23 protein-coding genes, 1 tRNA gene and 1 CRISPR repeat array are annotated in these 25,478 nt (G+C 35.7%); of the genes, 10 read left to right on the forward strand and 14 right to left on the reverse strand.

All coding sequences use genetic code 11. From position 1 onward, the window contains the following. Positions 1-67: 67 nt before the first annotated feature. From gcvP to GM3709_RS02870, 7 genes are all read right to left on the reverse strand, one after another. Complete coding sequence (gene gcvP, locus GM3709_RS02840; protein ID WP_066116087.1) at positions 68-3,019, reverse strand: aminomethyl-transferring glycine dehydrogenase; 2,952 nt, start codon at positions 3,017-3,019, stop codon at positions 68-70. Positions 3,020-3,073: 54 nt separating this feature from the next. Beyond that, entirely contained in the window at positions 3,074-3,385 is a 312-nt protein-coding gene (locus tag GM3709_RS02845; RefSeq protein WP_066116089.1) for a DUF3593 domain-containing protein, read from the reverse strand. 223 nt (positions 3,386-3,608) lie between these two features. After that, the gene (locus GM3709_RS02850; protein WP_066116091.1) at positions 3,609-4,163 is read right to left on the reverse strand and encodes a peroxiredoxin; all 555 of its coding nucleotides are present in this window, start codon (positions 4,161-4,163) and stop codon (positions 3,609-3,611) included. Positions 4,164-4,234: 71 nt separating this feature from the next. After that, positions 4,235-4,684 carry a nucleoside-diphosphate kinase gene (ndk, locus tag GM3709_RS02855; protein ID WP_066116093.1) on the reverse strand — a complete coding sequence of 150 codons (450 nt, stop codon included), beginning with the start codon at positions 4,682-4,684 and terminating at the stop codon, positions 4,235-4,237. A gap of 128 nt (positions 4,685-4,812) precedes the next feature. Further along, entirely contained in the window at positions 4,813-5,238 is a 426-nt protein-coding gene (locus GM3709_RS02860; RefSeq protein WP_066116097.1) for a secondary thiamine-phosphate synthase enzyme YjbQ, read from the reverse strand. Positions 5,239-5,370: 132 nt separating this feature from the next. Further along, the gene (locus tag GM3709_RS02865) at positions 5,371-5,817 is read right to left on the reverse strand and encodes a pentapeptide repeat-containing protein (protein ID WP_066116100.1); all 447 of its coding nucleotides are present in this window, start codon (positions 5,815-5,817) and stop codon (positions 5,371-5,373) included. Between the two features lie 220 nt (positions 5,818-6,037). After that, on the reverse strand, positions 6,038-6,979 hold the full coding sequence (locus GM3709_RS02870) for a spermidine synthase (protein ID WP_066116103.1): 942 nt from the start codon (positions 6,977-6,979) through the stop codon (positions 6,038-6,040). A 298-nt stretch (positions 6,980-7,277) separates the two neighbouring features. On the opposite strand from GM3709_RS02870, the gene GM3709_RS02875 reads away from it, so the two are divergent. Next, positions 7,278-7,967 (forward strand): DUF4230 domain-containing protein, encoded by a 690-nt coding sequence (locus GM3709_RS02875; RefSeq protein WP_066116105.1) that lies wholly within the window; start codon positions 7,278-7,280, stop codon positions 7,965-7,967. Between the two features lie 62 nt (positions 7,968-8,029). On the opposite strand, the gene GM3709_RS02880 is transcribed toward GM3709_RS02875, so the two are convergent. Further along, positions 8,030-8,308, reverse strand: a complete 279-nt coding sequence (locus tag GM3709_RS02880) for a hypothetical protein (RefSeq protein ID WP_066116106.1) — start codon at positions 8,306-8,308, stop codon at positions 8,030-8,032. 234 nt (positions 8,309-8,542) lie between these two features. Here GM3709_RS02880 and GM3709_RS02885 point away from each other — a divergent pair, with 234 nt between their 5' ends. The 3 genes from GM3709_RS02885 (at position 8,543) to GM3709_RS02895 (ending at position 9,362) form a co-directional block, all read left to right on the forward strand. Then, positions 8,543-8,746, forward strand: coding sequence for a DUF751 family protein (locus tag GM3709_RS02885; protein ID WP_066116109.1), 204 nt, complete (start codon positions 8,543-8,545; stop codon positions 8,744-8,746). Between the two features lie 55 nt (positions 8,747-8,801). After that, positions 8,802-9,179 (forward strand): 30S ribosome-binding factor RbfA, encoded by a 378-nt coding sequence (gene rbfA, locus GM3709_RS02890; RefSeq protein WP_066116112.1) that lies wholly within the window; start codon positions 8,802-8,804, stop codon positions 9,177-9,179. A 109-nt stretch (positions 9,180-9,288) separates the two neighbouring features. Continuing rightward, positions 9,289-9,362 (forward strand) — tRNA-Arg (locus GM3709_RS02895). A 466-nt stretch (positions 9,363-9,828) separates the two neighbouring features. Beyond that, a CRISPR array of direct repeats spans positions 9,829-10,164; the repeat unit is 37 nt; unit sequence CTTTCAATCCCTAGAGAAGGTATTTTCTTATTTCAAC. Between the two features lie 458 nt (positions 10,165-10,622). Here the strand turns inward: GM3709_RS02895 and cas12k are convergent. Next, positions 10,623-12,473 (reverse strand): type V CRISPR-associated protein Cas12k, encoded by a 1,851-nt coding sequence (gene cas12k, locus GM3709_RS02900; RefSeq protein WP_066116114.1) that lies wholly within the window; start codon positions 12,471-12,473, stop codon positions 10,623-10,625. Between the two features lie 63 nt (positions 12,474-12,536). Between cas12k and GM3709_RS02905 the strand changes: the two genes are divergently transcribed. Then, on the forward strand, positions 12,537-12,956 hold the full coding sequence (locus tag GM3709_RS02905; RefSeq protein WP_066116116.1) for a MerR family transcriptional regulator: 420 nt from the start codon (positions 12,537-12,539) through the stop codon (positions 12,954-12,956). 56 nt (positions 12,957-13,012) lie between these two features. Here GM3709_RS02905 and GM3709_RS20380 read toward each other — a convergent pair whose 3' ends face one another. Continuing rightward, on the reverse strand, positions 13,013-13,186 hold the full coding sequence (locus GM3709_RS20380) for a hypothetical protein (RefSeq protein WP_158506696.1): 174 nt from the start codon (positions 13,184-13,186) through the stop codon (positions 13,013-13,015). Between the two features lie 204 nt (positions 13,187-13,390). Here GM3709_RS20380 and GM3709_RS21285 point away from each other — a divergent pair, with 204 nt between their 5' ends. Next, positions 13,391-14,689 (forward strand): alkyl/aryl-sulfatase, encoded by a 1,299-nt coding sequence (locus tag GM3709_RS21285; protein ID WP_231937606.1) that lies wholly within the window; start codon positions 13,391-13,393, stop codon positions 14,687-14,689. Continuing rightward, complete coding sequence (locus tag GM3709_RS21290) at positions 14,625-15,497, forward strand: alkyl sulfatase dimerization domain-containing protein (RefSeq protein ID WP_231937607.1); 873 nt, start codon at positions 14,625-14,627, stop codon at positions 15,495-15,497. The genes GM3709_RS21285 and GM3709_RS21290 overlap by 65 nt, the downstream gene beginning before the upstream one ends. 231 nt (positions 15,498-15,728) lie before the next feature. Here the strand turns inward: GM3709_RS21290 and GM3709_RS02920 are convergent, their stop codons facing one another. The 3 genes from GM3709_RS02920 to GM3709_RS02930 are packed head-to-tail and all read right to left on the reverse strand — an operon-like array spanning position 15,729 to position 18,715. Then, positions 15,729-16,211, reverse strand: a complete 483-nt coding sequence (locus GM3709_RS02920; RefSeq protein WP_066116120.1) for a TniQ family protein — start codon at positions 16,209-16,211, stop codon at positions 15,729-15,731. After that, entirely contained in the window at positions 16,211-17,038 is an 828-nt protein-coding gene (locus GM3709_RS02925; RefSeq protein ID WP_066116122.1) for a TniB family NTP-binding protein, read from the reverse strand. Before GM3709_RS02925 ends, GM3709_RS02920 begins: the two co-directional genes overlap by 1 nt. A 9-nt stretch (positions 17,039-17,047) precedes the next feature. Continuing rightward, the gene (locus GM3709_RS02930) at positions 17,048-18,715 is read right to left on the reverse strand and encodes a Mu transposase C-terminal domain-containing protein (RefSeq protein ID WP_066116124.1); all 1,668 of its coding nucleotides are present in this window, start codon (positions 18,713-18,715) and stop codon (positions 17,048-17,050) included. 690 nt (positions 18,716-19,405) lie between these two features. Here GM3709_RS02930 and GM3709_RS02935 point away from each other — a divergent pair. The 3 genes from GM3709_RS02935 to GM3709_RS02945 all read left to right on the forward strand — a co-directional run bounded on the left by GM3709_RS02935 (position 19,406) and on the right by GM3709_RS02945 (position 24,516). Beyond that, a complete protein-coding gene (locus GM3709_RS02935; RefSeq protein WP_066116126.1) occupies positions 19,406-20,821 on the forward strand; it encodes a GAF domain-containing protein in 1,416 nt (471 codons plus the stop codon). A gap of 522 nt (positions 20,822-21,343) precedes the next feature. Then, positions 21,344-23,206 (forward strand): biosynthetic-type acetolactate synthase large subunit, encoded by a 1,863-nt coding sequence (ilvB, locus tag GM3709_RS02940; protein WP_066116128.1) that lies wholly within the window; start codon positions 21,344-21,346, stop codon positions 23,204-23,206. Between the two features lie 140 nt (positions 23,207-23,346). After that, positions 23,347-24,516 carry a ferrochelatase gene (locus GM3709_RS02945; RefSeq protein WP_066116130.1) on the forward strand — a complete coding sequence of 390 codons (1,170 nt, stop codon included), beginning with the start codon at positions 23,347-23,349 and terminating at the stop codon, positions 24,514-24,516. 110 nt (positions 24,517-24,626) lie between these two features. Here the strand turns inward: GM3709_RS02945 and GM3709_RS02950 are convergent, their stop codons facing one another. Next, entirely contained in the window at positions 24,627-25,451 is an 825-nt protein-coding gene (locus tag GM3709_RS02950) for a cyclopropane-fatty-acyl-phospholipid synthase family protein (RefSeq protein ID WP_066116131.1), read from the reverse strand. Positions 25,452-25,478 lie beyond the last annotated feature (27 nt).

Raw genomic sequence — 25,478 nt, forward strand, 5'->3', positions numbered from 1 at the left:
TTCGACAATATTTTTTCATCGAACTGAGGTAAAAAGAGTTTAGGCTTTATTTGAGCATAATTTTTGTTCAAGTCTCTTTAGTATTATATTGATCCATTCCTATACAAGAACATACTAAATTTCGATCGCCGTAAGCATTATCAATACGTCCAACTACAGGCCAGAATTTATGCTGTTTAGTAAAAATATCAGGATACCCAGCATCTTCTCTACTGTAAGGATGACTCCAATCCTCAGAAATAAGACTAATAGCAGTATGAGGGGCATTTTTTAAGACATTATCCTCATGATCCATTGTACCCATTTCGATCGAGCTTATTTCCTGACGAATACTAATCATAGCATCACAAAATCGATCGAGTTCAGCTAAAGATTCACTTTCTGTCGGTTCAATCATCATTGTACCAGCCACAGGCCATGACATAGTAGGAGCATGAAAACCATAGTCAATTAAACGCTTGGCAACATCTTCCACTTCAATCTGAGCAGTTTTACGCAACGGACGTAAATCAATGATACACTCATGGGCAACTAACCCGGATTTCCCCGTAAAAAGAATAGGATAATGAGGAGCAAGACGATGAGCAATATAATTAGCATTGAGAATGGCTATTTTTGTGGCATCAGTTAACCCTTGACTTCCCATCATGGCAATATACATCCACGAGATAGGTAAAATACTCGCACTTCCCCAAGGCGCCGCCGAAACCATGCCTATAGAGTCACTATTACTAATTTCTAAAGACTGATAGCTGATAGCTGATAGCTGATAGCTAAGAGGTAAAAAAGGGACTAAATGAGGCATTACCCCAATAGGTCCTACACCCGGACCACCACCACCATGAGGAATACAGAAAGTTTTATGTAAGTTGAGGTGACATACATCAGCACCGAAATCTCCAGGGCGACATAAACCGACTTGGGCATTCATATTCGCACCGTCAAGATAAACTTGTCCTCCAAAAGCATGGATAATACCGCATATATTTTTGATGCCTTCTTCAAAAACGCCGTGAGTAGAAGGATAAGTAATCATCAATGCGGCTAACTTATCCTTATATTTTTCCGCTTTCGCTTTTAAGTCTTCAATATTAATATCTCCCTCTGTATCACATTTCACGGGGATTACTTTTAATCCACACATCACCGCACTGGCAGGATTTGTACCATGAGCAGATTCAGGAATTAAACAGATCGATCGTGCGAAATCCCCTCGACTATCATGGTATTTACGAATAACTTGTAACCCTGCATATTCTCCTTGTGATCCTGCATTGGGTTGCAAAGAGATACCAGCAAACCCTGTAATTTCCGCTAACCATGCCTCCAGTTGAGAAAAAAGAGTTTGATAACCCTGAGTTTGAGATAAAGGTGCAAAGGGGTGAATACTGTTAAATTCTGCCCATGTCACGGGCAACATCTCGGCAGTGGCATTAAGTTTCATAGTACACGAACCTAACGCAATCATAGAAGTGGTTAAAGATAAATCCTTACTTTCGAGACGGTGTAAATAACGTAGTAACTCTGTCTCTGAGTGATATTGATTGAAAACTGTTTCCGTAAGATAACGGCTTTGACGTTGCATATCTGAGGGAATACCCAAGTTATCTATGGCTAAATGTTCAATACTAAGCTCATTTTGTCCGAAAATAGCTAAAATTTGTTTAACATCCTTAAGGGTAGTGGTTTCATCAAGGCTAATTCCGATCGAGTTTTTATCATAACGGAAGTTGATTAAATTACTTTCAGCTAAAGAAAGAACACTATCATAATCTTCAATTTCGATCGTTATAGTGTCGAAAAAGTATGGAGATTTAATTTGATAACCAAGTTTTTCTAAACCTTTTGCTAAAATTTTTGTCAATTTATGAACTCTTAAAGCAATATTTTTTATCCCTTCTTCCCCGTGATACACCGCATAAGTAGAAGCAATAACGGCTAATAAAACTTGAGCAGTACAAATATTACTGGTTGCCTTATCTCTGCGAATATGTTGCTCTCTTGTCTGTAAAGCTAATCTTAAGGCTGGTTGTCCATGTACATCCTTGGAAACTCCTACGATACGTCCCGGTACTTGACGTTTATATTCGTCTTTAGTTGCAAAATAGGCCGCATGAGGACCACCATAACCTAATGGTACACCAAAACGTTGGGTATTTCCTACTGCGATGTCAGCATTTAATTCACCGGGGGATTTTAAGAGGGCAAGACTTAACAAATCGGCGGCAAGAGTCACAAGACCTTTTTGTTGATGAATTTGCTCAATGACATTTGTATAATCGTAAATTGTGCCATCAGAAGCAGGATATTGAAATAAAGCACCAAAAATAGACGTTTCAAAGTCAAAAGTCTGAGGATTATCAATAATTAGCTCAATTTCGAGATATTTTGCTCTTGTTTTAATAACCTCAATGGTTTGAGGATGACAGTTTCGATCGACAAAAAAAGTATTAGACTTATGTTTAGTAACAGCATAACTCATCGTCATGGCTTCGGCGGCGGCGGTGGCTTCATCTAACAGAGAAGCGTTGGCAATTTCTAACCCAGTGAAGTCGATAATCATGGTTTGGAAGTTTAATAATGCTTCCAATCTTCCTTGGGCGATTTCGGGTTGGTAGGGAGTATAAGCAGTGTACCAATTGGGATTTTCTAGGATATTACGTTGAATAACCGCAGGAGTGATGCAGTTATAATAACCCATGCCAATATAAGAACGATATACCTTATTTTCTTGGGCGATCGATTTTAAAGTAGCTAAGGCTTCAATTTCTGTTTGAGGAGAGGGTAATTGTAAAGGATTCCTAAGACGAATAGCTTGAGGTACTGCGGAATCAATTAAGGTATCTAAATCACCATAACCTAACTTTTTCAACATCAGTAGTTGTTCTTTTTCACCGATACCGATATGACGATGTTTAAATATATCTTTATCTTTACTAAGAGCATTATGAGAAGTTGGTGAAGCTATTAAACTATCTTCTGAGGGGGGAGAAGAATTGATGTTGTCTAAATCAAGCATGGCTGACGGAAGTTATAAATTTATATATTTCTTAATATATCTTAACTTAATAAACTATTCTTTTTCTTTTTGAATCACGACTTGACGAAATCCCAACACCACAAAAATATTAGATAAAGTTAAGAAAAATTCTGCACCGCCGTGTAACCAATCGACATTAGCCAAAGAGGTATGAAAATGTGTTTCTGCATAAATTCCTGCTGGAATAGTGATGGCAACAAAAAGTAATAACAAATAAAATCCCATCAGGGCAAGTTTAGGCATTTTTTGAGATTTCGTGAGAAACCACAAAAACCCTAGATAGGGAAACAAGGAAACGGCAAATAATGTTTCCTTACTAACAAAATTAAGAGTAATAGATTCCATTTTTATTCAAATAAGTGACATGAATTTTACCTGAGTAAACCATAAAATTTTTGATGAAGGTAGGATATAGAAATTATTACCAATTGATAATTGATCCATTCAGGGGTTTAAAGCCTCCTTTTTTAAGGGGAAAAAGATAAAAGTCTAACCTTTGAAAATTCAATCAAGAGTAAATTCTAGCGAGAGGTAATTGTCAATTTTACATTGTTCACTGTTGAAGGTGCTAACTATAACTTTGCAACTCTTGTAATTTAGTCAAAACTTCTTGAGAGTGAATAGCAGGGCGCACTCCTAAAAATTGAGCGATCAAAACTCCATCAGGATTGATAATATAAGTATGACGCATGGAAAAACCAGCTAACCATGAACCATAAGACTTACTAACTTTACCATCAGTATCGGCTAAAAGAGGATATTTCAAACCTTCTTCATCACAAAATTCTTGGTGAGAGTTAACGTCGTCAACACTAACTCCGATAATTTCTGCGTTTAGACTGTGATATTTGCTTAAATCTTTTTGAAATCTTTGAGCTTCAAGGGTGCATCCGGGAGTAAAATCTTTCGGATAAAAATATAAAACAACCCATTTACCTTGATAATCAGTTAAAGAAATTTCCCCATCCCCTACATTTGTCGGTAACGTAAATTGTGGTGCAGGTTGATTTAACGGTGGTTGTACCCCTCCTAAAGCCAAGACAGGATTGATAAAACTAAAAGATAAACTCAGAATTATACTGATGATAATTGGAATTTTTGCCCAATATTTAGATACTTTCATAATTAAGGGAATGAGGAATATTTGATATTTGAGTGATGAGTAATTATTAATTTCTGATTGTTATTATTAAATTATTCAAATAACCAAGGTTTCATGGCATTTTCCCACGAGACAAGTTCATCTTCTTTAAACCATAACGCTATCTCTCTTTGGGCAGTTTCGATCGCATCTGAACCATGAATCAAGTTACGACCAATATTAACACCATAATCTCCTCTAATTGTACCGGGTTCGGCAGCTAAAGGATCCGTTGCACCAATAATTTTACGAGCAGAAGCGACAACTCCTTCTCCTTGCCACACCATAGCAACAACGGGAGATGAAACAATAAAATCAACTAAACCATTGAAAAATGGTCTTTCTTTATGTACGTCATAATGTTTTTCTGCCAATTCACGAGAAACACTCATTAATTTTAAACCTACAAGGGTAAAACCTTTATTTTCTAAGCGTTTAATGACTTCACCCACCAAGTTACGTTGTACACCATCGGGTTTTACCATTAAAAAAGTACGTTCCATAATTTTTCTTTTTCTTTTACAAATATTAATTTATTCCCTAAAAAAGATTAACCTAATATGTGCCTTTCAACAATTAGTAATTCTTGAAATGAAGAATCAGTAAATATTTATTTTTGCTCGAACCTTTATCAATAATCGACACCTTGAAGATGAATAGCTACTTGTCGAAAATGTGATCGAGTTCTATGTTCCCACAAATATATGCCTTGCCATGTACCTAGTAATAATTTGCCTTGACGAATTATGATATTTTCTGAAGTACTGGTTAAAATCGATCGAATATGACTAGGCATATCATCTGCACCCTCTGAACTATGAAGATAATCATAACCATTCTCAGGTACAAGTTTACTAAAAAAAATACTTAAATCTGCTAATACATCAGGATCGGCATTTTCTTGAATAATTAAACTAGCGCTAGTATGAAGAATAAAAATTGTTGCTAATCCTGTTATAATCCCAGAATTATTCAAGACATCTTTGATTTGAGGGGTAATATTATGAAGACATTTACCACTGGTTTTGATGTCAATTATTTGTTGATGAATTTTCATATCTTGAAAAAAAAATCGGAAATTAAACCTAAAAATTAACAACTTTTAGTCACTGAAATCAGTATTGAGTAATGAGGAGAGTAGGAGAAAATTCGTTCAAATTAACATCCTACATCCTATGTTTATTCTTAATTACTCATTATCAGGATATTCACCACCAACACCAATATTTGTTTCAAAAATACTAGCATTTTCAATATTCATATTATTCATCGTAGCACCATAAACTTGAGCATCAAAAATAACAGCAAAAGTTAAATCAACACTATTCAGATTCGCATTATTCATGGTTGCGTTAGTTAAGAAAGCCTTACTTAAATCTGCTCCCTGTAAATTTGCACCATCCAAATCTGCACCTTCCAAGTTAACACCCTCAAGATTAGCATTTCGCAAGTCAGCATTTCTCAAATCTGCACCGATCAAGTGTTCTCCTTGTAAATCAACGCCTTTGAGATCACATCCCATACATTGATTCGTTTCAAGTAATTGTTGTCGATGATTCGGATTTTCACTGTTAGCGGAGTTTACTACCAAAAAAGTACTAATAACTGCGATCGTTGTAGCTAATAATTTATTCATAAAAATTTTTCCTCTCACGCTTCACTTAATATTTTAACCTAATCATTGATTTTGTTTTTAGTAAAAACCGTAAAAGATTTGGATTGTTTCTTTTTTAGTTCTGATTAACCTAAAATCGATCAAGGTTAAACTAATGTCTGTCAGAGTTTATGAAAAATATTAAGTTTTATTAATACCAAGATAAGTAGAAAAATAATTGTTAATTGTCTATTATTTATTGTTAATTACTAACTCCTTTACCAAAAAATTTGGCAGGTTTGGTAATAGTATAAACTTCTGTCTCTTTTTCAATACATTGTCTGACATAACCCGGTGTTTGTAACATTCCTAGCAAACTAATACCATCAAAAGAACGAAAATCCCCAGTAGTTTTTTGTTCTAATAAAATGTCTATTTTTTCAGGATCCGGACGAGTGTCAAATGTTGATTCGGAGGCGATCGCAAAGCCCCATGATGAGCCATAAGTACAAGTTGGGGCAAAATAAGAGTGAACGTTCGGAAACACTGCTTTAAGAGTATTCACTAAACGTCCATGAATGTGTAAATTTGCTGGTGCGATCGGTCCTGCTTGTATTACAACAATGCCATTTTCTCGCAAAATATTTTTGAGACGAGCAAAATACTCTTGAGTAAATAGTTGAAAAGATGGGCCTTCTTCAATAGGATCAGATAAATCAGAAATGATAATATCCCATTTAGCCTCACTGGTATCCAAAACATTAAAAGCATCACCAATAACTAATTCTAAGCGAGGATCATCAAAAGAACCTTGGTGCATTTCTGGTAAATACTCCCGACAGGCTTCTACCACATCCCCATCAATATCCACCATCATGGCTTTTTTTACTGCATTCCAACGAAAAACTTCTCTTGTGGTTGCACCTTCTCCTCCTCCCAAAATTAAAACGTTTTCAGGGTTAGGATGATTAATCATCGCAGGATGAACTAATGCCTCATGATACAAAAATTCATCTCCTGTACAAGACTGCCATTTACCGTCTAAGACTAAAGCCTTACCATAAACACCACTTTCCACCACATACATCTCTTGATAAGGGGTTTTTTTGTGAGCAAGAATACTGGTGATGCCATGAACATATATATCGTAGGGGGTTATATATTCACTAATCCACACATCGGCGTTTAATTGAGATCCGGCCATATTTTATTATTCTCCTGAATATAAAGCAAACTTCCAATATAACCTACTTTATTAGATAAAATCAATTAAAAATACAATAATCATTGTCAAAAATCAAAATTTTAACCTGTTTTGCAACCTCGAACTATCAATTTTGATTTAATCGGAATCTTATAACCTCTGTTAATTTGCTGTAGGATTTATCGAAAGTTTACTATACATTTAAAATCATTGTATTTCTTAAAAATCTACATAAAATTGCTATAATTATTTCTTAACTGCATTATTTATCTAACTCCAAAATAAAATATTGTAATTGATGAATACCTCTAAGCCATTTATTCTCAATCCTCATCTATTCAAAATCTTTTTTTTTCTTAGTGGTAGTGGTTTTACTTTAGTTATTCTTTTGGGATTATTTGGTATTTGGAAAACAGGTACTGATTTTATTCAAGGTATAACTCATTTATTTCATCACGAAGTTACCCTTCCAACTACGAAAAATCCCCATGTTATTCTTCGACAAGTACAAGGAGTTAGTGAATTAACTACCAGTATATTTGTTATGGATACGATCGTACCTACTTCTTCCAATCGTAAAATTGGTAATTGGGTAGTAGGAGAAACAAATTTATTATATGTTGCCAGAGGAGAAGTAAAAGCGGGATTAGACTTAAGCAATCTCACCGCAGAAGATATTGTTATTCAAGGAGATAACATCAAAATCGAATTACCTCCAGTAAAAATATTAGATGAAAAAATTGACCTTAATCAATCTCAAGTTTATAATTACGATCGAGGTTTTCTTAATTTAGGTCCTGATGTCGCCCTAGATTTACAACTAAAAGCACAACAAGAAACCTTAACCAAGATAAAAGAAACAGCTTGTCAACAAAAAATACTAAACCAAGCTAATGACAAAGCAGTTATATTAATCACTGAATTGATGAAAAATAGTGGTTTTGCGACGGTAGAAGTAACAACAACTCCTAGTAATGATTGTAAATAGGTATTTCCTAAAGAATATTAAATGTTTTGATAATAAATAATTTTGCGCATTTACTTATATTCCTAGTCAGAAAAATTGGTGAAAGGGACATTATTTGATTGATGAATCTGGAAAATATTACTGTAACGTAAAGCAAAACCAAACCCTAAACCTCCAAAACTGAAAACAACAGTAGTAATTATTATTAGCCTTTTAAACACCTTAATAGATTTCTCTTTTGGAAATTGATCACTAACTTTTCTTTTGTGGGAACTGGGGTTATTCTCTAACATAGAGGCTGATAATTCTAAATTTGGCGACTTAACCGTTGATGTAGATATAACTGTTGATATTTTCCCCATAGCAGTTCTTGTTCTTATACAATCTAAATAACTTGACTAACAATATAGCGCCTCTCCATAAAATATTTACATTTTCCGATAACAACTCGGCTCTTCTTTTTTAAAAAAGAGTAAATTATTAACATTCCTCAAAAAAAGTAATAGAAATAAAGAGTTTTAAATTCGTAATTACCTGAAATTCTGCTAAACTGGACAATATGACAACAGATTATTTAGAATAAATATTTATTTATTATGGATGGCTTTTGGGAAAATGTGTTACGTTATCCTCGCTACATGGTGAGTTTAATCTTAGGAATATTCTTTTTTTTGTGGGAACAAATTAAACCTCTATTCAAAAACCCCGTGACAGCTACTGCTATATTTGGGTTAATGATTGGTGCTTTTTCCTTTCTTTATTTTACCTTAAAAGCTATGTTGGGTCTTGCTCCTGTATAATTAGAATTTTTCTAGCTGAGAATAAATAACATTTTGGTTTTAGATAATAAAAATAATGGCAAATAGTCGTCGTGTTGAAAAAGTATCATCTTTGATAAAAAAAGAAATCAGTCAAATGCTAATAAGTGGTATTAAAGACGATCGAGTAGGTGCTGGAATGGTTAGTATTACAGAAGTTGAAATTTCTGGAGATTTACAACATGCTAGAGTATTTGTAAGTATTTATGGTACTTCTGAAGCAAAAAAAGAAACAATGGAAGGACTAAAAGCCTGTACTCCTTTTGTAAGAAAAGCATTAGGGCAAAGAATTAGCTTAAGACATACTCCAGAGATTCGTTTTATCGAAGATTCTTCCCTTGAAAAAGGAGACAATCTTATTAATTTAATTAACCGTATTACCCCAAAAGAAGATTCTTTTTTTGAAGAGGAATAAATTATTTTTAGCTTAGGGTTTTTAGATACTTCGCTTTCTTTTAAAAATTAGAAAAACTGGGAGTTGTAAAAAACAGAAGAATAAGTTATAATTGTTAGACGTATTTGAAGGGTGCGTAGCTCAGATGGATAGAGCAACTGCCTTCTAAGCAGTCGGTCACAGGTTCGAGTCCTGTCGCACCCGTGTATTACTTAGCCGTTGGCTCGTATTTTAAATTGATGTACAGTAACAAATTATTTGTCATCGGTAACAGATTAGTGTCGTCTTAACAAATTAGATGACGTGATAACAGATTAATGTCGTCTAAATGATTGGGTGCGACAGGACTCGCTTTCAATTCTCAAAGAGAATTCTTCCTCGATCGAAAGTGATTTGCTAACCGCTATAGCAGTACACCTGCACCCTTATTGCTGGGAGTGCGCCTAGTTTCTCTATCCTAAGATAGACAGCATCAGGGCAAGTAGTTAGCAGGAGCCGAAAGCAAACTTCTTGTAAAAAGTAAACTACTCCTCATTTTTCATAGAACAGAGGTTGTTAAAACTTGATCTACGGCACTATTGAAATTATAACTTTAAAAAGAAAATATGATCGTTTTGTTTCGTCTCGATGACAGATTCTAATTAGTAGAGTTTTAGTTCAAAATAAAAGCCTTTCAATCCCTAGAGAAGGTATTTTCTTATTTCAACAGATTTAATAGAGCAGATGATGGTGGTACTGAATTTAACTTTCAATCCCTAGAGAAGGTATTTTCTTATTTCAACATATTTATAATTAATTTTTTAGTATCTTTCATTTTTCTTTTTCTTTCAATCCCTAGAGAAGGTATTTTCTTATTTCAACTTTGACGTAAGTCGTCAAACCCACCGTATCCAGCACCTTTCAATCCCTAGAGAAGGTATTTTCTTATTTCAACATTGTTCTACCAAACCTATCATATCTTAAAGCTGTCTTTCAATCCCTAGAGAAGGTATTTTCTTATTTCAACTGCCCCTAGTCAGAAACCTTATAAAACAAGGCTTGTGAAGACAGTTTGCGTAAGCCCCCCTTAAAAATACTAAAATTCTGATTTTCGATCGAATTTTGCATTTTATTAAAACGCTATATCCCTTAATTGATAAGAGTTTTAGCGATTGCGTAAGGCTAAAATCAGAGTTTGTGTAACTCGTACATTTTAACTAACGCTTAAATAGAGATTCCTCCTTGGTCGGAGGTGATTTGATAACAACTACATTGGTAAACCCAAACTCTTATTACTGGGAGTGCCCCTTGTTTCCGCACTTTATTCAGTGCGCAGCATCAGAGAGAGCAGTTATCAGGGACAGAAAGCAAACCTATTACTAGGCAAACTACCCCTCATTTTTCACAGAACAACAGAACAGGGGTTAATTTAACTTGATCTGCGGCACGATTACTTCCAGTTTATCTCAAGAAATTGATTTTGTGCTATTTCTTCTTGAGATTTTTTTCAGTAGCACTCAAAACAAGTTGTAAGGCTTTTTCCGTCAATGTGCCTTGTTTTGGTTGTTTAGCTTCTACCACGACAATACCAACTTTTTCGCAGATTAACTTCACGTTTTCAATCAATCTGCCATAACTCCATTGATGGACTTGGACTCGATAATCTTGAGCATATTTCTTTTGCCCTTCCTTGTATTCGGGAATTTTCTTCTCCGCCCTGAGTTGAATTTCTGCTTCAGTAATCGATCGCATATCCCTTAATCGAGGAATAAGAATCGTTGATACTTGATATTCTTGAGCGACAGTAAGAATAGCTTTAGCAATCAGTCGATCGAGGTATTCTCCCAAATTAGACTCTCCTTTTTGTTGAAAGTTAAATCTTTTTCTGGCTTTGTGGTTTTGATGGCTCAGTTTTTGTTTTTCTATCCTCCGTCTTCTCAATAGCCGATAATCTTCTCTTAGCAGTTGTTTCGTATTTCGATAAGTGATTACTTTATCTGTCTCTATATCAACAATGGCGATGGTGACAGGTTGTTCTAATCCCATAGCTATTCCTAAATGAACATTAGGTTTTCCTTGATAAACAGGTTTACTAGGTCGAGGAAAAGTATTATTGAGTTTCGCTAGAGTAGAATTTTTACGACGAATAAAAGCCTGTTGAGAATCGCTTAATTCCTCTTTTGCTTTCATCAAATCGATTATCTTGGTAACTTCTTTTTGCTTTTCTTCTACGATCGTACTCGTACCTTCTGCCGTCAAACAACGAGTTTCAAAAGTACAATGTAAATAGAGTTTATGTCTATCCCATAATTCACCTTTTCCCTCATCTTCCTTCCAAAGGATCATAGCTGAACGGAGGGTAAATAAAGCACTCGACAATTGATCTTTACTAGCTTTTTTTAATTCCTGATCCTCATAAAACCTCTGAAAATAAGGTAATTGACGATGATCGCAGCAGAGTTGAAAAGAATGCTCTCCTAAGCCACTAAAACGAATGGAAAGACGATTTTTCTCATTGAGACTCCATTTTAAATCCTCGTTGGTTTCGTAAAGAATCGGATAGGGAATTGATGACTGATTTTGTTTGAGAATGGAAAACCAAGTATTTGCTTCCGTTTGATCAATAGGGGCAGTAGTAGAAGCAGTAATGAGAGTATCAAGCCACTTTTTATCTTCTAAATCCCTTCCTAAAGGTATTCGACTTTCAATTTGTCTGTGTAATTTGGTAATTTTAATCTCAACTTTACGCTTTAAATCTTGATATTTTTCCGTTGTTTCTGGTTTCTTAGGGATAGTACAACCATTCTTGAGTAGATAAATAATCGCACTTTTTATCTCAGGCTTTTTTGTTTTGCCACACTTCTCAAAAAGAATTGTTGAAATTCGATCGTGACTGACTGTTGAATCTATAGAGTCAAGAATCAAAGTAGCTTGTTGTTGTAAGGATTCCAAAGAATTATCAAAATGTTTAATTAATTCCGTGTCAGGCAATAGCATTTCTACCCAACGAAGATTACCTTGTAATTTCCAATCTAAGGCTTTTTGAACTTCAAACCATGACTTGTAAATATAGTCGATGACTTTGTTAACAGAGGCATAAAAACGGGATGGTTGTTCTTCAAAAGGGTAATTATTCTTGAGTTCGGCTATTTGTCGGGCTAAGAAATCTTTAGGTAATCTTTTCTTTGTTCTCCAGTGGGGGAAGTCAGGATGTTGCTTTATCCTTAACAAAATTTCGTTGATAAGAGGAGTATTCTTTTGTGCCATCAACTGCCAAAGAAATTGACGGGTATCACGAGAAGCGATCAAACGACATTGGATAGTGACGTGAGCCATAGCTAACAGAACTGTTTAATTAGACATATTTGTATAATAACAAATCATTTTATAATTGTGTTTATGAAAGAAAGGTTTTTTAGCAGTAAACAAACATCATTAATTACAGGTTGTTCCCTCCGACAATTGCAGTATTGGAGGGATAAGGAGGTTATTGTCCCTTTTATTCAGGGTACGGGTACGGGCAAAACGATCTATTATTCCCCTGCGGAGTTGGTGGAAATCTCGATCATGGTATATTTGCTCTCAGTAGGGTTGAGTTTTGAAATTGGGCAAATTATTTTATCTGACTTGAAGGAAAAAGAGCGAAATTTTCGTAATCCAGATTATAAAGGGCGTTTTATGATTATCCCTAGGGATGGCAAAATGTCTCTTTTATCCTATGAACGGGAAAAGGCGATCGAACTTCTTGATCAGGGGACTTCGATCGTGCCTTTATGGTTAGATAGGATTCATGAACAATTGAAGGAAACGTTAGGTTAGATGGAGAACGATCGTTTATTCGATTAGAGACGTTTGAAGGCTTAGTATATCTGTTTTTAACCACCCTGGCACGATGCAGGCAAACAATTTGCCCCCAAAGGAAAAATGCCCTCCGTATTTACCATTAAACTGCAAAATGGCTTACGGAAAAGTTTGCCTTTTGATGACAAACGGGATTTTGAAGAAGCCAAAAAAGGGTTTATCGCCGCTCCTTCCTTTAAACAAATCATGGCCGAGGCGGGTAGGGATTTTGGTACGCAGAAAAACCAAAAGGAGGGCCAGATTGGATAATTCGAGCTCAATTATTATTCCCTAAGAACCAATAAAATTAATACTGCGATTATTGCTTTTGCGGTGAACGCACATTGAAAAATAGCTCACCTTTTTAAATTAACCTCAAATTTTGTCCCTAAATGAGCTACAATAGGAATCAAATGAAAATTAACCAAACAATCTTGTTATCTCTAGCGATCGCGCTCTTTAGTGCTATTAGCTCTTCTGTCTTGGCTTCTGGTGGTGGCGGGGTTGTAACCGATCCTGGAGCGATCGAAGGTAAACACTTTGCTCCCAAGGGAAAGATGCCCTCGAAATTTACGATTGAACTTCAAAATGGTTTAAGGAAAACCTTACCTTTTGATGACAAACGGGATTTTGAAGAAGCTAAAAAAGGATTTATCGCCGCTCCTTCCTTTAAACAAATCATGGCCGAGGCGGGTAATGTAGCCTGGGACATGGGCAGTTACGAATTTCTCTTACAGGGCAAGGATTTTGACAGTGTTCATCCTTCTTTGCAACGTCAAGCTATTTTAAATATGGCCTACGGACTCTATGAGGTTTTGCCAGGCAAAATTTACCAAGTACGGGGTTTTGATCTCGCTAACATTACTTTTATTAAAGGTGATACAGGTTGGATTGTTTTTGATCCGCTAACTGCCAAGGAAACAGCCCAAGCGGCTCTGAAGTTCATTAATGAAAAACTCGGTGAACGCCCCGTCGTCGCGGTAGTTTATTCCCATTCCCATACAGATCACTTTGGCGGAGTGCGCGGTGTGGTAGATGAAGCCGATGTGCGATCGGGCAAATTACAGATTCTTGCCCCCGTTGGCTTTATGGAACACGCTATTTCCGAAAATGTCTATGCAGGCAACGCGATGAACCGTCGTTTGTTTTACCAGTACGGTGTCCTTTTACCTCGAAGTCCCTTTGGTCATGTGGATCAATCCATCGGGAAAAATACGGCGGCGGGAAATAGTGGACTCATTCCTCCCACGAAGTATATCACCAAGGATATTGAAGAAGTGACCATTGATGGCGTAAAAATGGTTTTCCAGAATACACCAGGCACGGAAGCTCCCGCAGAAATGAATACTTGGTTTCCTCAGTTCAACGCATTTTGGGCCGCCGAGAATATTACAGGGACAGTGCATAATATTTACACTCTGCGCGGTGCATTGATTCGTAATCCGTTGGAGTGGTCAAAACAAATTAACAATTCTCTTTATCTTTTTGGTCAACAAGCGGAAGTAATGTTTTCGGCTCACAGTTGGCCTCGTTGGGGAAACGATCGCATTCAAGAGGTGATGCGAACTCAACGTGATATTTACGCCAATTTGAATAATGAGGTGTTATTTCTTGCCAATAAAGGGGTGACAATTAATGAAGTACAAAATGTTTATCATCCCCCCCAAAAGTCTGCAAAATCAATGGGCGGCCCACAGTTATCACGGATCTGAAGGTCATAATAGTCGGGCGGTAATTAACCGTTATTTGGGTTATTGGGACGGAAATCCTGCGACATTGCTTCCCCTTTCTCCCCGCGATTCGGCTCCGTTGTATGTGGAGATGATGGGCGGTTCTAGTAAAATTCTGGCTAAGGGTAAACAACTCTATGACCAGGGCAAATACCGTGAAGCAATGGAAATTGTGAATAAACTAGTCTATGCCGAACCTCAAAATCAAGCGGCTAAAGACTTATTGGCCGATGCTTTTGAACAATTTGGCTATCAGCAGGAAAGTAACAGTGTCCGTAATAGTTACCTCGCGGCGGCCTATGAGTTGCGCTCGGGTATTCCGACGGGAAAATCCGCTAAATCTTCTGGCCCTGATGTCATTCGTGCCATGCCGACTAACCTCTGGCTAGATTTTCTCGGTATTCGTCTCGACAGTAAAAAAGCCGAGGGACTGAAATTTACCGTTAACCTGATTACGCCCGATAATGACGAAAAGTATGTGGTGGAATTGAGCAATTCAACTCTGACCAATATTAAGGGATTCCAAGCTCCTAACCCTGATTTGACGATTACGATTAATCGCACCGATCTTGAAGCCGTGATGATGGGTGCGGCAACCTTGGATCAACAAATTACTTCTGGTAAAGCTAAGTTGGTTGGCGATCGCCGTCCCTACGATCAGCTTAAGAATATTTTAGTCCAGTTCACCCCAGACTTTGAAATGATGCCCGGAACTAAACCAGTGAAACTCGCGATACCCAATCCAAATCCTTTTGAGCAGGAACCTCTGGGAGATACAACGGGAGGATAAAAACGAAAAAATCCAACTAAACAGAAATGCTGCCGTTATTGATTTGATGAATACATTATCTCTCAATAAAGTAACGTCAGAATCCTTATCTCTGACAGAAAACCTTTCGCACTACATTATGTAATACAAAAAAGTGTTGCTTATAGAAGTATTTTTTAAGTAATAGAACAATGAAGTTGAGATTAAACAACTATAAATTCAGTACGTGGGATATATAAAATCAATTAATGTTTACGATTGTGGCATTTGTTCAAAAGGAGTAAAGCATCGATGACAAAAACCCTCAAACCAAAGGTTAGGAAATTTGAATCTTGCCGCACAATTTGGACATTCTGAGAGAATATTTAGGTTATGGCGATCGCACCGATAAATCTCCTTATACTGCCATGACATCTGATGATAAGGGTTTTCACCATAACAAGCAGAACAAATACGAATAGGAGTCATTTTCATGGGTGCAGAAGGAAACATAGTTTGTAAAGTTGCCATTTCTACTTGTACAATCTCACTTAATTTCTCCAACTGTTTAAGGGAAGGCGGAGGATTAAAACGAAACTTCTCCCAACGGGCGATCGCACTATATAACCCCGTTGCTTGTCCTAAACCACCACAACTTAAACTATTTGCCCTTCTAAATCTACCGAGAAAATGACTAATGCTTTCACCTTCATAAGGAACAAGAATAAATAACCAGTTTTGAATTTGCAAATCCATTATTTGAACTCCTGTGTAACTTCTTTCAGAATCTCAAAAGTAATCTTATTAAGTCCTCTTTTTAAAGAGCGAATGGCAGATTCCCTCAAGATTGTATCCATTAAGCCGATATATCCTCCCGTTGCCTCTGCGATCAGTTTTAGCATTTTCGTCTGAATCAAATTAGAAGCCACAGGCAGTTTCAAAACTTGCTTTTCCCATATATTGACCGTATTTTGAAAATCAGCACCTGATAACTTTCCAAAACGATAGCAACTACGGAAACGGTTATAAACCTGTTCATCTCTCTTAATTACAGTATCAAGGCGATCTGTACCAACTAAAACTATGGGAATATTGAGACGATCGAATATATCTCTTACTTCCGCAAAAGTTTTAGGCTTAAAACGATCAGCTTCATCGATAATGATCATTTCGACTCCACATCCTTGTAAAACCTTGATTGCCCGTTGTCGAATTTCTGCTATCGTTCCCTTTGTCATTTGATACTTAAGGTATTCAATAATGCCTTGAAATAGCTCTTTTGTGCCACAATCTTGAGGGATTTGGATATAAACAACAGGCACTTGAGGAGGATGTCCTACTTTTTGGATTGGTTTATGTCTTAATCGGTAAGAATCACAAGCCATTGTTTTTCCTGTGCGAGACTCTCCCACAACTCGACAAGACTGTTTTGATTGACGTTTGCCCTCAAAATATTCATGAAGTTTTGCCACCTGCTCTAAACTAACCAAAGTTTTGCTATTTAATCGTTCAATTTCCATTTGTAACTTTTCTTCAGGTATTTCGATGTTACCTAACTCTTGTGCGATTGCCTTTGCTTCCATAATTATCTCCTAAAATCCATAATCATCTTGTAACTGTGAATAATCAAATACTTCTACTATTGGTTCTTCTGACATATCAGTATCGGTAGCCTTGTCAGTTTGTTCTTTGACTTCCTTGAGTACAGGGGAAGGAATATAAGGCTTTACCTGTTCTTGTTCTTGCCGTTGACGTTCTTTTTTGGTTTTTTTGTCAGAGAAAGTATGTCTTTCTTTCACCTCCGCCAAGATCGATCTATTGCTGAGATTTTTTCCTGACTCTCTTACCTTTTTGGCACTTGCCTTAGCATCTTCCCAAGACATTGATTCAGTTTCCAAATCTAGCCCATAGGCACGAGTTAAAAAGACTTCCTTATTACCCTCATTACGGTAAACCAGAATAGCAGTAATATCTCTGGGGTCATAACGTAGAATAACGGTTTCTCCTTCATAACCTGCCAGATATTCCCCTTGATACATCAAGTTTTCAAACTGAAGATAACCACCTTTTTGCACACGTCGGCGAGACTGTTTCATAAGGCATATATCTAAGTCTCTTTCCGAGAGAAGATCAGGAATAGAAAGTAGTCCCGAATCCCAACGCTGAAAACGAGTTTGTTCACCCATACGAGCATCCATACGCTGATTGTAGTTATCAACGATATAGCGGACAATAATTCGTTCCAATTGTCTGAGAGTAAGACTTGCATCCTTTTCAGCATCTTCAGATCTTTCCTGTACGTTTCCTCCTGTATATCCAGGTAAAGTAGAAAATACCTCTGTATTCAAAGTTTTGAAAGGGCGCTCTACTACTCCCCCTTCACTAGGGCGACTTCGCAAATGACAAGTAAAACCGAGTTGTAATCCAATTTGTTGAAGATGATTAGAACGAAAATCCTTACCCCCGTCAGTGTAAAAATACTCTGGTTTACCGTAAGTGCCCCATTCCTCGTGTAACCCATAGTCAGAACTATAACTTTTCAGTAACATAGCATGACGTAGAGCCAGAGATACTACTTGGGAGCTAGGAGCATCAAAACCAAGATTGATACCCATAATACAGCGAGAATAAGTATCTACAACTGTCGTTAGCCAAGGTCTGCCCAATAACTGACCAAATTGATCCACCAAAAGAATATCAGCACGAGTATGGTCACATTGCCAGGCATGATTACTATACTCCACATTAATTTCATTTCCCGATCTAGTGGATACAGCTAATTTGGTACCTCTCCATCCTGGATTTCTCACTCTTTTTTTATTCTCTTTCTCCTCAATAATAGGATTTAAGATTCGATAAACAGTCATGTGAGAAGGTGGATCAATAGACCATTCCTTGGCTTGAGCCATGGTTCGCAAATATACCTGTTTCGGACTTATTCTTTTACTACCTTTGTTACCCTCCCGATAAGTTTTAACAATAAAATCCTGTAAACGCTTTTCAATGCGATAAGTGCCTTGATCTGATCTATTTCCTTTTTTTATTGCTAATAATCCTTTTTCCTCCCATTCTTTGATATATCGTTGCACTGTTCTAACGGATTTATTTAGTGTTTCGGCTGCTTTCTTCAATTTTGCTCCATAAGTTTTTCGATCGCATGGCTGAACTAAATCTTCAATAACATCTGCGATCGCCTGTTCTTCGGGAGAAAGTTGAGAAATCAGTTCCTGAGATTCAGAAATTTGATTTTCAATAGTCATAGCTGATATTTTTATGTTTAATAAAATCAAAGTTGATGTGTACTTATTATTCTATGACATTTAATCTGTGAATTGCCACTCAAAAACAAAAAAAATCGCCTTTTCCGAAGGCGACATCTAATTTGTTATTTTTAGGGAAAATGACACTTAATTTGTTAATCTATTTTAAGATACAATCGAGTGTGATTTTAGGGTAAGGATAAGTTATAATTGTTGATATATAAGGATTTTAAGAGTCTTATTTTTAGATGACACGAATTTGTTATCACGACAAATAATCTGTTACTGTACAAGATTTTTTATCAAAGTTATTCAAAAGCATTTTCAGACTGATTTTTAACTTTTCCATCAATTTTATTTTAATAAGTAGTCAAACAATTACTGCCAAAATTAAAACAAGGATAGCAAAATAGAGCTTCTCGTCCACTTTCTGATAGTGTGTGTTTTTCTCTCAAATTACCTTTAATTGAAATTAGATCAAAAACTAAGTGGCTAAGTGGCATTCTTATTTAACATTAATCATAGACTCTCATATATTAAAACTCTTCAAGAAGGTATGAATGAGTTACAAAAATTCAAGACGGCTTATCGTCAGTTAGTATTAAACTTAAATGGACTTTAGCTTATTTATTGTACCCACACTTTAGTTATAGATATTATAATATAGTATATTTAGCCCCGTTGATTAGGATGAGAAAACCTTTATTTTGTATTTGGAATAATGAGTCAATTGAATTAAGGGAAAATCAAAGAAATTTAGCCATTCAGAATCTTAATCTCATCTCAGAAAGAATAATTCCTATTTTTGACGAAGCTACTCAAACTGTCGCCAACTCTTTGAATATTCCTGTTTGTTGTTTGGGTTTTTTATTAGGGGAAGAATATCAATTAAAATCAGTTTATGGCTTATCAAATCTCGGATTAATGAATGATTTAGCCAAAACTAGAAAAATTGAACGACAGAATACTTTTGCGACTCATGTCATTGATTCTCATAATTATTTGGTAATTGAAAATACATTATGTGATCCTTTTTTTTCTCAAAATATTCTCACTCAACATTATGGGATTGTTTCTTATTTAGGTGTACCTTTAACTATTTTTAATGGGTTGTGTATTGGCTGTTTAGAAGTTATAGATACAACTGCCCGAAAATTTACTCTTCAAGATATTAATTTTCTTATGATAACAGCCCGTTGGTGTGTAGCAGAATATGAAAGAAATGAACTAATTACTCCTCATAACAATTTCATTAAATATTGTAATAATTATCAAAATTTTAGTAGTGATATATTAATCGATAATGTTGAAAATTTTACTTCTTCCCCTTCTTTAATTTCTTCTAATAATATTAATGATTCAGAAAAATATATCAGACAATTAAGTTTTCAATTATTAAATAAACTTACTCAAAAATTATCTATTCCCCTGACTTCTGTGATTGGAATGTCTAGTGTATTAAAACAAGAAATTTATGGAAAACTTAACTCAAAACAATTAGAGTATTTACAAATTATCCATGATAGTGGACAAGAAATGGTTACTTTAGTAGATGAAATTACTAAATTAGCTAATATTAAAACAGAAATTAATCTCGAATTTGTTCCCGTAGATTTAGAAAATTTAGGCAAACAAGTAATTAAAAGTTTAGAAACCTTTGCCGTCAGTCGTGAGCATAGTTTAAGATTATCGATCGAACCGGGAGAAAAAATTTGGAAATTAGATCGAGAAAAAGTCAAAAAAACTTTATATTATCTTCTTATTACTATTATCGAAGGTTCAAGAACAGGAGGAGAAATACAAATCCATATTTCCCAAAAAATGCAAACTTTAAAAATTAATTGTTGGGTAACTCATCCTTGGTTGGGAGATGGTATTTCCTTTGAAAAAATCAACGCCTATGAATGTGCTTTAAAAAATTATGATAGTTCATTATTACAAAATAATATAGATAAGAAAACTAGCTCTCAAAATAGTTATGAATACGATTTAATTTGTCTATTATTTAGCACTTATTTAGCTCATCTTCAAGGAGGTAATATTTCTTTACAAGGTTCTCCAGAATCCGGTTATCGTTTTATTATTTCTATGCCTATATCTAAGTAATAGTTACTGCAAAAGTGAAGTTACATAAAAAATCAAAAGATAAAATCATACACTTTATTATATAAACTCTGTTGTAATCGACTAACAAGGTTCAAAGTTCAAAGTTCAAAGTAGTTGTTAACTGAAGTTAAGTCAAAAAAATTTTGGTTCGATTTATTGAAAGTATCCTATAGACTTTTGCAAAAATTAACATACAATCAATTTTTAATTTTTATAGATAGATTGTCAATATTTCTCCTTAATCTTCTTCTTTACTCATTTTTTGATGAAGATGTCTATAGCAATTCTCATTTTGGTGAGGTACAAAATTGTCGTTGAAAGGCAAGAGGCAATAGAAAAAATGTACCTCATAATTTTAAAAAATGCTATATATTGTTTTCAATTCCTAATTGTTAATTGTTCATGGTTAAATTAAAATTAAGTTAGATATGTAACAAATAAACCAAAATTAATTCCAGAATCTGTGACGGAATCTACAATGAAGATATAGACATCGTTGCAGATCAATAAATAATAAAATCTATGGTAGCTTCTAATATCCCTTCTTTTAAATTATCCACTGATGTAGTTCCCATCAAGTGTTCTGGTGCTTTTGCGTTGATTGATAGTCTCTGTCGTCACGGTGTTAAACATATTTTTGGTTATCCCGGCGGTGCAATTTTACCCATCTACGATGAAGTCTATCGTGCTGAGGCTAGAGGAGACATCCAACATATTCTCGTGAGACATGAACAAGGTGCTGCTCATGCGGCGGACGGTTATGCTCGTGCTACGGGCAAGGTAGGAGTTTGTTTCGGTACTTCTGGTCCGGGCGCGACCAATTTAGTTACTGGAATAGCTACAGCACATATGGATTCTATTCCTATGGTAATTATTACAGGACAAGTGTCTCGTGCGGCGATCGGATCTGATGCTTTTCAGGAAACAGACATTTTTGGTATCACTTTGCCCATTGTTAAACATTCCTATGTCGCTCGTAACGCTCAAGATATTCCTCGTATTATTGCTGAGGCTTTTCATTTGGCTAGTACAGGCAGACCTGGTCCTATTTTAGTGGATATTCCAAAAGATGTAGGATTAGAAGAATGTGAGTATATCCCTGTCTATCCGGGAGAGGTAAAATTATCAGGTTATCGCCCTACAGTTAAAGGTAATCCTCGTCAAATTAATGGGGCAGTAGAATTGATCTCCGAAGCAAAACAACCTTTACTATATGTCGGTGGTGGAGCAATTTTATCAAAAGCTCATGCTCAAATTCAAGAGTTAGCTGAACGTTTTCAATTACCTGTTACCACTACTTTAATGGGTTTAGGTGCATTTGATGAACACCATACTCTTTCAGTCGGAATGTTAGGAATGCACGGTACAGCCTATGCTAATTTTGCCGTTAGCGAATGTGATTTATTAATTGCTGTAGGAGCAAGGTTTGACGATCGAGTTACAGGGAAATTAGATGAATTTGCTTCTCGTGCAAAAGTAATTCATATTGATATTGATCCAGCAGAAGTAGGTAAAAATCGTCGCCCTGAAGTACCAATCGTAGGAGATGTGCGTCAAGTATTAGAACAAATTTTACAACGAGCACGAGAGTTAGATTTACCTGCTCATGATACTTTAACTAAAGATTGGTTAGCAAGGATCGATCGATGGAAACAAGACTATCCTTTAATCGTACCCCATCCCGAAGATGCCCTTTCACCCCAAGAAGTAATTGTCGAGATTGGTCGTCAAGCACCTCATGCTTACTACACTACTGATGTAGGACAACATCAAATGTGGGCAGCACAATTTTTGAAAACAGGGCCTAATCGTTGGATTTCCAGTGCAGGACTTGGTACCATGGGGTTCGGCTTACCTGCAGCCATGGGGGCAAAAGTAGCAGTAGGAGAAGAGGAAGTTATTTGTATCAGTGGGGATGCGAGTTTCCAAATGAATTTACAGGAATTGGCTACCCTTGCACAATATAACATTAAAGCAAAAACCGTTATTATTAACAATCGTTGGCAAGGAATGGTTCGTCAATGGCAGGAAACCTTTTACGGTGAGCGTTATTCTTGTTCTAATATGGAAGCAGGAATGCCAAACTTTGAAATGTTGGCGGAGGCTTTTGGGGTTAAAGGTATGACGATTAGTAGTCGAGATGAACTTTCAGGTGCGATCGCTGAAATGTTAGCCCATGATGGCCCTGTACTATTAAATGTTCATGTAAAACGAGACGAAAACTGCTATCCCATGATTGCACCGGGTAAAAATAATGCTCAAATGTTAGGATTACCTAAAAAAGCACCAGAAAGTTTAACTAAAGAAATCGTAATTTGTAGTAACTGCGGTACAAGAAATCCTGTCGATAATAGTTTTTGCCCTGAATGTGGTACGAAACTGTAAAATAATGGTTTTAGGAAAAATTGAGAATTGAGAATTGAAAATTAATTCCCGATTTCTCATTCTTAATTCCTAATTCCTAATTAATTGTAATCCCCCTATAATGGATATTATTAATCAATGAACATGGAAGGGAAACAATTGTGGTTGTAACTCCAGAAAGAATTATCGACAACAATTCCGTAGTAAACTCTAACGATCGAGTAGCGGTATTATTAATGGGATATGGTGAGGTGGAAAGTTATGATGATTTTGCCAATTATAACGAACAAGCCTTAAACCTTTTAACGGCAAAATTTGCACCCGTACCTACATGGATATATCCTCCCATTGCAAAACTATTGGCAATGTTTGACTTACATGAATGGAGTCATCAACATGGTAATTTTATCTCTCCCCATAACGCCATTTTTGAGCGTCAACGATCGAACATAGAGCATCACTTACAACATACATGGGGCGATCGAGTCAGGGTATTTAAAGCCTTTAACTTTTGTGCACCCCATTTGCCGAATCAAGTATTAGAGCAAATTCAAGCAGAAGGATTTGATAAAGTTTTGATCTATCCTTTATTAGTAGTTGACTCTATTTTTACTAGTGGTATTGCAGTAGAACAAGTAAACCAAGCCTTAGCTAAACCCACTAATTCAGAAGAACATTGGATAAAAGGAATGCGGTATCTACCCTCTTTTTATAATGAGCCAAAATACATCAATCTATTAGCGAAAATGGTAGAGAGGGAAATTAGTCACCGTTTAAGTTCGGCTTATTTACCCTCAGAAATTGGTATTGTTTTAATGAATCATGGATGTCCTCATGAAGCCAAAGGGTTTACATCAGGCATTGATGAGAGTCAAAAATTATATGATTTGGTGAGAGAAAGACTGATTAATCGCTTCCCCATGATTTCTGTTGGTTGGTTAAACCATCAAACACCTTTAATTAAATGGACTCAGCCCAATGCCGAATTAGCCGGTAGGAATCTGATCGAATTGGGAGCAAAAGCCTTAGTATTTATGCCTATTGGCTTTGCTACAGAAAATCATGAAACTTTACTAGATGTAGAGCATATTATCGAATCATTACAAAAAAAATATCCTACTGTTAATTATGTACAGATGGAATGTGTTAATGATAACGATGAGTTTTGTGCGATGGCGGCAGAGTGGGCAAATCCTCAGATTGAATCTTTACTCAACGATGAAGCAATGGTAATTAATCCAAGTCTTGCAACGGCTAGTCATAGTCGAGGACATCATCATGATCACCATCATCATCACCATCATAGCCAAGAACATCATCATCACCATTAATCAATAGCCCACATCGAAACCGAAAATGTTATCAAAGGTGTATTTTTTGTTATAAATTACCTTAAAAATCGCATTTTTCGATCGAGTCAATAAAAATTTCTAAAGTCTATTTATTCTGTGGTAAAAATTAAAATTTGATAACTAATTAAGTTTAACTGACTAAATATTTCTAACCCTTTTGCAGTCATTAAATCATTAAAATTATCAATAATTAACTTATTTATTACAGGATAAGTAGGCTGAACATTTTTATTTATATCGATAACTTTTTCTAGTTTAAAACCTGTTTTATTGGCTATAGTTTCATAATCTTTTATACCAATAAATTCTACTTGATTTGTCGCTTTTGAACCGTAAGTATCAGTAATTAAACGGCTCAAAATTTGACCTTCAAACCATGCCCAAAACTTTCTAATTTGAGGATTAATAATAAAGTCCACTATAATTAATTTTCCCGATGATTTTAGGTTTTTTCTTACCTGTTGAAAAAATATTTCTCGACTGGGAAATGCAAAGATACATTCAAGGGCGATCGAATAGTCAAATAATGTCTTAAAATCAGGTAAATCACAGGCATTAGCATTAATAAATTGAATGTTATTATTATTCTGTGGTTTAATAACTTCTCTTGCTCTTTCTACTTGGGCATTGTCAATATTAACACCATACAAATTTAAGTTACTGAAACTTTCATTAAGTAGGCTAATTGTTCCACCAAAACCACAACCGGCATCAAGAATAGTAACTCCATCACTAATTTCCGCCGTTTTAATAACTAATTTAGAAAGATTATTGGCGGCGATCGCAAAATCCATTAAACTACCTGTAGCCTTAGTGGGATTTTCCCAATAACCCCAATGAATATGTTTTCCAAAGGCTTCTTCTAATTCTGGATTCTCACCAAATTTGTCGATCAGCGTGTCAAAATAACCCATAATCTTAATTGATAATTATTGATTGTT

This window comes from Geminocystis sp. NIES-3709 (assembly GCF_001548115.1).
Taxonomy (GTDB): domain Bacteria; phylum Cyanobacteriota; class Cyanobacteriia; order Cyanobacteriales; family Cyanobacteriaceae; genus Geminocystis.